We start from the raw sequence: 10,464 nt of genomic DNA, 5'->3' as shown, positions 1-10,464 counted from the left end.
GGTCGGGACACCAGGGATCATGGGGCGCGGTGTTGGGACGCGCTGGTGGAGACCTGCCAGAGGGCCCTGGAGGTCGACGGGTTGCTGCCCGAGGACCACGGCGCCAAACCCCGGCTCACCGTCACCCTCAGCCTCGACCAGCTCCGGGCCGGGCTCGGGGCCGCGACCCTGGACACCGGCGACGTCCTGTCCGCGGAAACGGTGCGGCGGCTGGCCTGCGACGCCGAGATCATCCCCGCCATGCTCGGGTCGGTCGGTGAGGTGCTCGACGTCGGCCGCAGCCAACGCCTGGTCACCGCCGCGATCTGGAAGGCGCTGGTGCTCCGCGACGGTCACTGCCGGTTCCCCGGCTGCCGCCGGATGCCGTTGGCCTGCGACGCCCACCACCTCCACCATTGGGCCGACGGCGGCGAAACCTCCCTGGACAACCTGGTGCTGCTCTGCCGCGCCCACCACACCCTCATCCACGCCACCCCCTGGCAGGCCCGGCTCAACCCCATCGACCGACGACCCGAGTTCCGACGACCAAGGTCTCGAGGGGCGCGTTCACCGGGACACGAGCACGCACCGGACGACTGGATTCGCGAACCCAGATCGCGCGAGTGACGGCCCTTGGCATCGAGATCTGCTAGGCGTGCCCCACTGGGATGCGCGGCGCACACGGTTGCTAGCCCGAGGCGGTGCCCCAGCTCGCGGGGATGTGGCCGACCGCTTTCTGCGCGGCACGGGTAGCTACGTCGGGCCCGCTCCGCGAAGAAGGCGGCTGGTTCGCGACGCCTGCGTGCACAGATGGTTGGCCGGCACGCGTGTGGGTACCTGGGGAGCAGCCCCTTGGCAGGAGCGGCACTCACATGACGCATTCCAGGACGCTTGCGGACGAGTTGGCCGGCACAACCCGGACATCGCTGGACCGCCGCCTCCTCCCCTCGTCAGATTCATGACCATGGCATCGGAGACCGCCGGGAGACCAAGCGGGCGCGGCGTGCGGGCGTGGTCCGCATCGTGCCTGGTGATCGGGGCGATGGCGCTGGGTCTTGCTGCTGCGCTCAACCCCACTCCGACCGGCGGGCACGCGGCGGAGGTCCTCCAGGTGTCCATGCAGCCGGACGACCGCTGCGTGGCGATGGCCGCCGCGCTCTTCCTCGGCTCAGGCGCGCTGCTGCTCGGGCTGCCGACGCTCCTGTACGCGTGCAACGGCCGGGCACGTGGGCTCGGTCGACTGGCGGTCGCCGTGTACTCGATCGGGGTGCTGGGCAGCGCCGGCTACGCGCTGCTGCTCCTGTTCATCCGCGGACTGCACACCAGGGCAGTAGTTCGCCCGGCAGACTTCCCGCTGGTGGTGGACGACATGAGTCTGGGCGTCGCCCTCATCGTGTGGGTCGCGGCGTTCTACGTGGGGCTGCTGCTGCTGGCGGTCGCGCTTGTCCGCTCCCGGCGCACGGCGACCTGGGTCCCGGTTCTGCTCGTCATCGTCGTCGCCTGCCTTCCGTTCGTGTCCATGACCGGCCACATCGGGCAGGTACTGCAGGTCTTGCTGTTCACCATCGCGATGACGGGGATCGCGATCAACGCGGTACGCGACGCACCGCAGCCCCCGTCAGATGGCGGACACGCCCGATCCGTACACCGGACCCCGAGGCAGGGAAGGAATGTCAGGGCTGGGTAAGCGGTGCCCCGGTACGTATCGAGACGAGGACCTCGTGGATGGCCCGGGCGACCGCTGCGGCGTGGTCCGAGTCCTCGACGAAGGAACCGTGGGTCGATCCTGGTACGACGCGGTGAAGGCTGTTCGTGGACAGCGTGACCGTCTCGTTCTGGTCGGCCATCCACCCGTCGGAGTTCCCGCGTTCGGCGGTGAGGACGATCAGTGGCTTCGCATCGAGGCTGCGGAGTCGCCCCGCCTCGGCCACGGAGCGACTCGCGACGCCGTACTCCTCGAGGACCCCGCCCATCTCCTTCGCGGTGGCGGCGGTGGTGCGGGCATCGTCCCGGTATCGCGGCGGTAGCTCCGCGAAGCTGGTGTCGGCGAGGAGCCGACCCACCCCCAGCCGAGACGTCGTCGCGAGCAACGAGGACACGTGCCTCAGGACGCTGTAGGAACCGGTCGTGGGTGGGGACACGGGGTCGTTGTCGGCGGCGGTGGAGTCGACCAGGACGAGTCCGGCGACCTCCTCGGGATACTGCGCCGCAAACGTCCTCACGTACAGCCCGCCGAAGGAGTGCCCGGCCAGCACGTACGGGCCCGGAACCTGGGCACGCTCGAGCAGCGCGTGGAGATCTGTGGCGATCTGCCCACCATCGGGCGGACTCGCAGCAGGATCGCTCCACCCGCGTCCGGCCCGGTCGTACACGCACACCCGACTGTCAGCGGCCACCGCGGGCGCGATCAAACCCAGCGAGGCCGCCGAGCCGCCCGCACCGGGCTCGAGAATCACGGTGGGACCGCCCGAACCCTGGCACTCCAGGTGGAGTCGGTACGGCCCAACGTCGACGAGCTCTCCGCGCATCGCCACCGCCGGCGCCGTGGTCTCCCCGATTCGCTCGTACGCGCCGCCGACGGCGACGAGCACGAGGATGACCAACACCGGGTTCAGCAGCCACAGCCTGGCCCGGCTGTGCATCTCGCGCTTGGCGCGGATCCAGACCCAGACCACCAGGACCAGCAGAGCGGGCGGCCAGACCCAGCCGAGCGCGTCGACCACTGAGTCGGGAGCGACGAGCACCGTCACCCCAGCCACCGCCATGAAGATCGCGGGCGCTGCGGCCCAGCGTTGCGGCTGGTCGGTGAACCGGCTGGACAGTAGCGCCAGGAGCGCCCACCCCAGCGCAAAGCCGAACAGCACCATCGCGGTGGAGAAGTTCACATCCACCGTGCCGACTGGGAGGAACGGGAGGATCACCGCCGCGGCGAACCCCGCGGCCAGCGATACCGCCACCGCTGTCCCGAGGTGCATGGGTCGTGACTGCGGCTCAGGGACAGCACCCTGGCCGGCGTTCGTCCCGAGCCCGGTTCGCACACTCACAACGAAACACCTCGCCTTGCCAGGGGTTCTGCACCCGCTTTCCCAGCATGCGTCCGGAGGCGCGGACCCGGAATAGCCCGACCACGCCCCCGCAGTGCCATCCGGAAGGCCAGCGGCTTCCCCCTGGGTCCCCATGCGGATCCAGCCGCGAAGGTTGAGACGCAGCTACACCTGGTCGAGGAACCGGTCGAAGACCCTGGCCCCGAACTCGAGTGCATCGGTCGGCACCCGCTCGTCGACGCCGTGGAACAACGCGGTGAAGTCCAGGTCGGCCGGCAGCCGCAGCGGGGTGAACCCGAAGCAACGGATCCCGAGCTTGTCCCAGTGCTTGGCGTCGGTGCCGCCGGACATCAGGAACGGCGCGACCCGGGCCTCGGGGTCCTCGGCCAGCAGGGACGAGGTCATCGCGTCGACGAGGTCACCGTCGAAGGTGGTCTCCAGCCCTGCCTGCTTGCTGACGAAGTCGATGTCGATGCCCTCGCCGACGAGGTCGGCCAGGGTCGCGAAGAACTCGTCGTCGTGGCCCGGTAGGAATCGGCCGTCGACGTGCGCGGTGGCCTCTCCGGGGACGACGTTCACCTTGTAGCCCGCTTCGAGCATCGTCGGGTTGGTGGTGTTGCGGATGACGGCGCCGAGCATTCGAGTCGCCGAACCGAACTCCTCGACGAGCGCCTCGGCGTTCTCCGGTGTGGCTTCGGTGCCTGCCACCTCGCCGACTGCCGAGAGCAGGACCTGCATCGAGGGGGTCAGCCGGACCGGCCAGTCGTAGGTGCCGATGCGGGCGACCGCCTCCGCGAGCCGGGTGACCGCGTTGTCGGGGTGACGCATCGAGCCGTGGCCGGCGTTGCCGGACGCGGTCAGCCGCATCCAGGCCATGCCCTTCTCGGCCGCCTCGATCAGGTAGAACCGCTGTCCGCGGACCGTGGCACTGAACCCGCCGACCTCGCCGATGCCCTCGCGGCACCCCTCGAGGAGATCGGGCCTCTGGAGCACGATCTGCTCCGCCCCGTTGTGCCCCCCCGCCTCCTCGTCGGCGGTGAAGCACAGCACCGTCGGTCGAGCCGGCTCGGCACCGGCACGTGCCCTGGCTCTGACGACGGAGAGCAGCATGGCGTCGAAGTCCTTCATGTCGACGGCGCCCCTCCCCCAGAGGTACCCGTCCTGGATCTCGCCCGAGAACGGGTGCACCCGCCAGTCATCGGCCTCGGCCGGTACGACGTCGAGATGGCCGTGCAGCAGGAGCGGGTCCTCCCGGCCGGCGCTCGGCCCCTTCGAGCCGCCACCCCAGCGCGCGACCACGTTGGTGCGTCCAGGCTTCCCCTCGAACAGCTCGGACCCGATCCCGACCTCGTCGAGCAGCGCCGCCACGTGCTCGGCCGCCTTCCGCTCTCCGGCCCCGGAGCCGTCACCGAAGTTGGTGGTGTCGATCCGGATCAGGTCGCGGCAGATCTCGACGGCCTCGGCGGCCGGGTCGTAGGCCTGCGTCGTGCTCCCGTCGTCGGTGCTCATCTGACCATCCTGACACCCTTGGTGGTGATCCGCCCGATGCGAGGATCAGCCTTCTCCTTTGCTACAGTTACCGCCGCGCTGAGGGCTTGACCTAGAGTTGAGGGCGCACGAAACAACACCTTGTCCGGGTGGCGGAATAGGCAGACGCGCTAGCTTGAGGTGCTAGTGCCCGTATTAGGGCGTGGGGGTTCAAGTCCCCCCTCGGACACCGATCGAAGGGCCGGTATCGACGTCGTCGATGCCGGCCCTTCGCCGTCTGATCGCCCACTCGCCGCCTCCGCGTGCAGGAGCCGGATGGCCAACACCTCTGGGAGACTCGACGACATGCGCCTCGTGCCGCTCGGCTTCCTGCTGGCGCTCTCGATCACCGTAGGAGGGTGCGGGGGCGACCAGGAGCCGGGCACCGACGAACCGACCCCGCCCGAGGCGGCCGGCTCCCCCACCGGCGCCGCGAGCAGCGATTCCGCAACCGCGGACGCAGAGCCCGACGGGGCTCTGGGTCAGGTGCTGCGGTTCGTGCCGGATGGGGCCGAGGTCGCGACAGTGACCGACTTCGACCGGTTCCGCGCCCGTCTCGGCGTGCCGGGCATGACGAGCGACGACCCGATGACCGACCGCTTCCGGTTCTGGGAGCGGGCGCCCGCCGCGGGAGTCATGCTGCAGGAAGGCCGTCTGCGCGAGGAGAACTCGACGTTCGAGCTCGACTTCGGCTTCACCCAGGACGACGTCGACTGGGAGATGGCCTTCACCGGCGACACCGGTTCGGGGTTCGCGCTCGGATTCCGCCCGGACCTCGACATGGACCGGGTCCAGGGAGCAATCGGTGCTGGGATCGAGCCGTTGACGGAGGCGACGGTGCTCGCCGACGACCACGTCGTCGTCTCCGGAGACATCGCTGCGAGCGCGGCCGAGAGCTGGGCGGACGAACCGTGGGCAGCGGCGGTCGCGGCGCAACCGGCGGACTCCTACTACCTCCGCGGGGGTGACGACGCGTGCATACCGCTCGAGGAGACCCTCGGCGTCGATGCCACCGTGGAGGATCAGCAGGCCGTGCTCGACCAGGCAGAGGTGCGCGGTCTCGCGGACTTCGACGCGTTCGCGATGGCCTTCACGAGCGGGAGTACGGCGTTCGCCCTCCTCGCCTACGCGACTGTGCCGGAGCAGGACGAGGTCGACCTGCGCTCGGAGCTCGACGACGCCTGGCCCCGGACGTCGGCCTCCTCCGTGGTGTGGGCGGACGCGTTCGAGAGCAACGACCCCTTGCCGGTCGACGAAGAACGTGCCGTCGTGCCCCTGACGGTGACGAACCCGCGGGCAGCGTCCGCTGTGGTCCTCGGTGACGCCCTGCCACTCGCCGTGTGCGGCGACGTCCGCCTGCTGCCCGAGCCGACCGGGTTATGACGGGCGGCCGGCCCTCCGTCCGGATCAGAGCAGCCGGAGGGTCCTGGCGACCGCGAGCGCGTCGCTGCGGCGGCTCACCGCCAGCTTTGCGTAGAGGCTGGACACATGCGTCTTCACCGTGTTCTCGCTGACGAACAGGTCGGCGGCGATGTCGGCGTACGTCGCCCCGCGGGCGAGCTGCTGGAGGACGTCGTGCTCCCGGGGGCTCAGCGAAGGGCGCACGACCCCGGTCCGGACCTGGGCGCGCTCCCTGGGGGTCGCAGTCAGCGGCGCTGCCGCTGAGACGATGCCGTCCGGTCGAGCAGCGGTCTCGGTGGCCAGCTGTCGCGCCCAGTCCGTGTTCAGACGCCCGGAATGGCGCTGGAACAGCACCGCCACGGGCGTGCCGTGGCTGCTCCACCCCAGGAACGGCAGCGCGCTCCTCCTGGCCTGGGTGGCCGTGACCGCATCCGCCAGATGGTCGATGGCCTCGTCCGTCCGTCCCCGGTGGTCGAGGATCTGCGCGCGGCACGTCCAGGCCATGGCTGCCGTCGGAGGCTGGGTGCTGCCGGCCTGGGTGGCCGCCTGTGCGTACAGGTCATCCGCGGCTCGTGTGTCGGCCAGCCCGTCCGCCCGGAGACCGGCGACCAGCGTTGCCTCGGCGAGCGCACCGCAACCGGTCAGCACCACCTCGAGCTCCACCAGTCGCTGCCAGTCGGACGCGAGGACGGCCTGCAGCGCCCTCTCGAAGGCGACGAGCCGGATCAGCGGCTGCGGCAGCTCCTCCAGGTGGGGGGCGTCGGTGATGAGCTGCTCCGCCCGCGCAACGGCCCCGCGAAGCAGGAGCGTTCGCGCATGCAGCAGCCGTGACAGGCCCGCGACCACGGGGTCGTCACCGACCCGGGCGCGCTCCTCCAGGTCCTCGTCCCCGGCTACGGCCCGCTCCGACAGGATGATCCGCTGCACCACCGCGAGCCCGCGCGCCACATCGACCTGCTGGCGGACCTGGTCCATCCCGCGACGACGCGGGACGGCCCGCAGGTCGCGCGCCGCCGACTCGGCCAGATCCAGGCAGGCGTGTTCACGGCCGAGCAGGAACTGTGCGATCGCGAGCTGGGCGGCCGCCGCGAGAGCCAGGCCCGAGACCCGCCCGGCGCGACTCAGCCCGACGAGAGGGGCAAGGTGGCGCTCCGCCCCTCGAAGATGGCCCAGGCGCATCTGGGCCATCCCGGTGTGGAACCTGACGGTCTGGACCAGCGCGTCCGCCCTGGTCCCCAGCCCCGGCGCCATCGAGAGCTCCGCCTCGGCGAGGAGGACCGCCTCGGCGAGATCTCCGTCCCCCACCCACGCCAGAAGCAGGCGCGCGCAGACGAGATTGAGTCGATCCGCGTCCTTGGACACGCCGGCCGGGCTCCCCGGGTCGGGCCCCGCGTGGCCGATGACTCTGTTCAGCCAGGGCGTTGCGGCCTGGCGGTCACCGGCGTTCCAGCGTTCGAGTGCGATCGGCAACCAGGACGACGGATGCCGCTCCACAAGACCCGTCTCCCTGCGAACGAAGTCCCTCAGGCCTTGCAGCCGACGGTCGCCAGCGAGCTCGACACCGTGGGAGGAGAGGATTCCTACGACCTCGGTCGAGGCGTTGATCGCCAGGAGCCGGTCGAACGCGTCGGCGACCTCGCCCTGGGCCACGTCGGCCTCGACGGCTCGCCGCACAGCGGCACGGGCGCGCACCACGTCCACGCCTCCCGCCCTGACCCGTCGCTGGATGACCTCGCGGAGCAGGGGATGGATGTCGAACACGGTCTCGGGCCCCACGGACGAGGGAAGCCGGAGCTGGCTCGTGACCTCGTGCCGGGTCACGAGAAGGCCGGTCGACTCCAGCTCCTCGAGCGTTTCGTCGGCGGTCGGCTCCTGGGACAGATGCCGCGCCAGCTCCCCGGTCAGCCGCGCTTCCCCGGCGACACAGAGAAGGAGATGGCGCTGACGCGAGGACAGCGAGGCGAAGACCTCGCTCAGCACGCGGTCGGCGAACCCCGACCTCCCCTGCGACAGGCGGGCTGCCGCCGTCGTAGGGTCACGGTCGGCCCCTATGGCTCGTGCGGCGAGCACGGCGATGGCGCACCAGCCCTGAGAGAGCCGCTCGACGGCGGTCACGACATCCGCGGATGCCTTCCCTGACTGCGCCCGCACCAGCGCCGCAATCTCTTCACGGTCCAGCCGCAGCACGCCGCCCCTCAGCGCCGTCAGGTTGCCGAGCAGCTCTGGGATCAGCCGGGTGAGCGGTGGGTCCCAGCGGGCGAGGAGGATCAGCTTCAGGCCCTCCGGCTCCTCGCTGAGCAGTCGGTCAAGGTACGTCACCGAGTCGTGCGGCAACCGGTGCGCGTCGTCCAGCACGAGCAGCCGGGGCGTTGTCCCGGCACCGCTGGCGAGCAGGCCGGCGAGGACGTCCGCGGTCAGGTCCTGGTTGACCGAGACCCAGAGCACCGAGTCGTCGAGTCCACGTGTCTGCAGCCAACCGGCGACCCCCAGCGTCTTTCCGGCACCGGCCGGTGCGACGAGCAGGGTGACCTCACCCTGGGCGGCCGCGTCCAGCCGATCCCACAGCTCCTGCCGGGGCACGAAGCTGCGCGGGAGCATGGGCAGCCTGGCGCGTACCTGCTGCGGCACTGGCGATGCCGGGCCGGTGCTCGTCTCCGAGCCTCCGCGGGCGGGCGCACCCGTCGTCGGGGCGTCCGTCGCCTCCGTCCCGTCCCTGCCGACCGCTGGTGCCACGTGGTGCTCCGCTCGTAGGAGCGTCAACGACGCCAACCTCACGGTAAAGCCGCAGCGACAACATCGGAAGGCGCGAACCGCGCCTGCGGCGGAAGTCGGCGCAAATCTGGCCCGAACGGGTCACATCGACTAGCAATATGTAACCCCGCCGGTTCCGGAAGCGCGTGGCTACCCGAGCAGCCAGTCCGGCTCGGAGCCGTCGAGGACATCCGTCGCGTCCAGACGGATGTCCGCGTCGGCGTACTCGGCCTCCCGCCGTTCGGGCTCGTCGAGGCTGGCCCTCAAACGGCTCACGGTCGCACGCTCCGACAGCACCAGCAGTGCGGACGAGCCGGGCACCAGGCGGTCTCGCAACCTGTTCGTGAAGGTCTGGTCGACGCCGATGCCGCTCAGCGCCTCGACGGGCTCCTTGTGGCGCGCGACGACCGATGCTTCCAGAAGGGGCATGGCATAGGTCATGCCGAAAAGCAGGTCGAGGAACTCCGGACGCGGTGACATCTCCGTGGTCCCGGGGGTGAGCGCGCGGATCAACCTTGGAGAGCGCGACGTGGAGCCCCACAGCACGATGGCGGCCCCCAGGACCTGCACCAGACCACGCCCGGTCATGTCTCGCAGCGCGACGGCCGCCAGGGATGCGCCCTCCCGTGTTCCGAACGTCCACGCCGAGAGGGTGATCTGGTCGTCAAACGTCGCCGCCGTCATCGGGTCAGCATGGTCGAAACCTGCGTCGCCGTGGTCGTCCGTAGCGGGTGACCGTGACAGGACGCACGCGACCGCCCGAGGTCGCGAGCATCGATGCCGTCTGCCACCGCGCGGATCCGCCCACCACACTCATCCCCCGATTCGCATGACGGAATGGTCGAACCTGACAACTACTCTTCGGAGAGTTCGCACAGGGAGAACCGGCACCGTCAGCACGGCCCGGCAAAACCGAGTCGTTCGGCCGACGCCCCTGGACACGCGGCCTGAGAGGTTCAACGAGGATGACCAAGACCATGATCCGCGTCGACGGAGTGATGTCCTCGGAGGTCGTCGAGAAGTTCCCGTTCCTCCAGCTGAGGACCCACCAGCCGCAGGCCACGTTGAGCGGCGACATCGAGGACCAGGAGGCGCTCCAGGGGGTGCTGAACTATCTGAGCCTGATGGGTTTCACGGTGGTCGAGGTCGTCACGATCCCCGAGTGACGCACCACCCCTCCCCTACTTCGGGCGAGGCGACGCTGAGCGCGTGCGGGCTAGCGTCGGTTCAACTCAACCCCCTTCGGAGGATGCGATGACCGCGTTCACGGTGTGGAAGTTCGACGACCCGGGTGGCGCCGAGCACGCCGCCGACCTCTTGAAACGCGCTGCGGACGACGGACTCGTCGAGATCCTCGACCACGCAGTGGTCACCTGGCCGGTCGGCGAGAAGAAGCCGAAGGTGAAGCACGGGCGCGACGACGAGATCCGTGGCGCCGGCTGGGGCGGCTTCTGGGGCCTGCTCTTCGGGGCCCTGTGGGCGGTGCCGTTGCTGGGCGCCGCCGCGGGCGCCGCGATCGGAACCTTCAGCCGCGTCACCCAGCACGTCGGGGTGTCCGAGGAGCAGCTGGAGCGCATCCGAGACGAGATCACCGAAGGGACGTCCGCGCTCTTCGCAGTCACCGAGGAGGGCAACCTCGACCGGCTCGGCGAGCGGTTCCGCGGCGTCCACTTCCGGCTCATCGACACGAACCTCACCCCCGCCGAGCGCGAGACGCTCCTGGAGACGTTCGCCCAGGACTGACCCGGCTCCGGCAGGCTCC

The 10,464-nt window shown here is 70.4% G+C and carries 9 protein-coding genes and 1 tRNA gene; 6 read left to right on the top strand and 4 right to left on the bottom strand.

What is annotated here, in order from left to right; all coding sequences use genetic code 11:
• Positions 1-606, top strand: a 606-nt coding sequence (locus VFH10_RS11865; protein WP_325128748.1) for an HNH endonuclease signature motif containing protein, incomplete at its 5' end; no start/stop codon positions are given.
• A gap of 337 nt (positions 607-943) precedes the next feature.
• On the top strand, positions 944-1,666 hold the full coding sequence (locus tag VFH10_RS11860; protein ID WP_325128746.1) for a hypothetical protein: 723 nt from the start codon (positions 944-946) through the stop codon (positions 1,664-1,666).
• Here the strand turns inward: VFH10_RS11860 and VFH10_RS11855 are convergent.
• Positions 1,653-2,954: an alpha/beta hydrolase gene (locus tag VFH10_RS11855; RefSeq protein ID WP_325128744.1), complete on the bottom strand. Its 1,302-nt coding sequence runs from the start codon at positions 2,952-2,954 to the stop codon at positions 1,653-1,655. The genes VFH10_RS11860 and VFH10_RS11855 overlap by 14 nt on opposite strands.
• 234 nt (positions 2,955-3,188) lie before the next feature.
• On the bottom strand, positions 3,189-4,532 hold the full coding sequence (locus VFH10_RS11850; RefSeq protein WP_325128742.1) for a M20/M25/M40 family metallo-hydrolase: 1,344 nt from the start codon (positions 4,530-4,532) through the stop codon (positions 3,189-3,191).
• Positions 4,533-4,654: 122 nt separating this feature from the next.
• Here VFH10_RS11850 and VFH10_RS11845 point away from each other — a divergent pair.
• Both VFH10_RS11845 and VFH10_RS11840 read left to right on the top strand, forming a co-directional pair.
• Positions 4,655-4,740: transfer RNA gene (locus VFH10_RS11845), tRNA-Leu, on the top strand.
• A 116-nt stretch (positions 4,741-4,856) separates the two neighbouring features.
• The gene (locus tag VFH10_RS11840) at positions 4,857-5,933 is read left to right on the top strand and encodes a hypothetical protein (RefSeq protein WP_325128740.1); all 1,077 of its coding nucleotides are present in this window, start codon (positions 4,857-4,859) and stop codon (positions 5,931-5,933) included.
• Positions 5,934-5,957: 24 nt separating this feature from the next.
• On the opposite strand, the gene VFH10_RS11835 is transcribed toward VFH10_RS11840, so the two are convergent.
• Positions 5,958-8,684 (bottom strand): LuxR C-terminal-related transcriptional regulator, encoded by a 2,727-nt coding sequence (locus tag VFH10_RS11835; RefSeq protein ID WP_325128738.1) that lies wholly within the window; start codon positions 8,682-8,684, stop codon positions 5,958-5,960.
• Between the two features lie 168 nt (positions 8,685-8,852).
• Complete coding sequence (locus VFH10_RS11830; RefSeq protein ID WP_325128736.1) at positions 8,853-9,386, bottom strand: DUF1269 domain-containing protein; 534 nt, start codon at positions 9,384-9,386, stop codon at positions 8,853-8,855.
• A 281-nt stretch (positions 9,387-9,667) separates the two neighbouring features.
• On the opposite strand from VFH10_RS11830, the gene VFH10_RS11825 reads away from it, so the two are divergent.
• A complete protein-coding gene (locus VFH10_RS11825; RefSeq protein WP_325128734.1) occupies positions 9,668-9,868 on the top strand; it encodes a hypothetical protein in 201 nt (66 codons plus the stop codon).
• 88 nt (positions 9,869-9,956) lie between these two features.
• A complete protein-coding gene (locus VFH10_RS11820) occupies positions 9,957-10,445 on the top strand; it encodes a DUF1269 domain-containing protein (protein WP_325128732.1) in 489 nt (162 codons plus the stop codon).
• The last annotated feature ends 19 nt before the right edge of the window (positions 10,446-10,464 follow it).

This window comes from Nocardioides sp. (assembly GCF_035697785.1).
In the GTDB taxonomy this organism is placed as follows: Bacteria; Actinomycetota; Actinomycetes; order Propionibacteriales; family Nocardioidaceae; genus Nocardioides_B.
Note: the sequence above shows the minus strand (reverse complement) of the source record. Positions and strands in the feature narration are given on the sequence as shown.

Coding starts and splice junctions, on each gene's coding strand:
- VFH10_RS11860 (WP_325128746.1), top strand. CDS start 944: ATGGCATCGGAGACCGCCGGGAGACCAAGCGGGCGCGGCGTGCGGGCG.
- VFH10_RS11855 (WP_325128744.1), bottom strand. CDS start 2,954: ATGCACCTCGGGACAGCGGTGGCGGTATCGCTGGCCGCGGGGTTCGCC.
- VFH10_RS11850 (WP_325128742.1), bottom strand. CDS start 4,532: ATGAGCACCGACGACGGGAGCACGACGCAGGCCTACGACCCGGCCGCC.
- VFH10_RS11840 (WP_325128740.1), top strand. CDS start 4,857: ATGCGCCTCGTGCCGCTCGGCTTCCTGCTGGCGCTCTCGATCACCGTA.
- VFH10_RS11830 (WP_325128736.1), bottom strand. CDS start 9,386: ATGACGGCGGCGACGTTTGACGACCAGATCACCCTCTCGGCGTGGACG.
- VFH10_RS11825 (WP_325128734.1), top strand. CDS start 9,668: ATGACCAAGACCATGATCCGCGTCGACGGAGTGATGTCCTCGGAGGTC.
- VFH10_RS11820 (WP_325128732.1), top strand. CDS start 9,957: ATGACCGCGTTCACGGTGTGGAAGTTCGACGACCCGGGTGGCGCCGAG.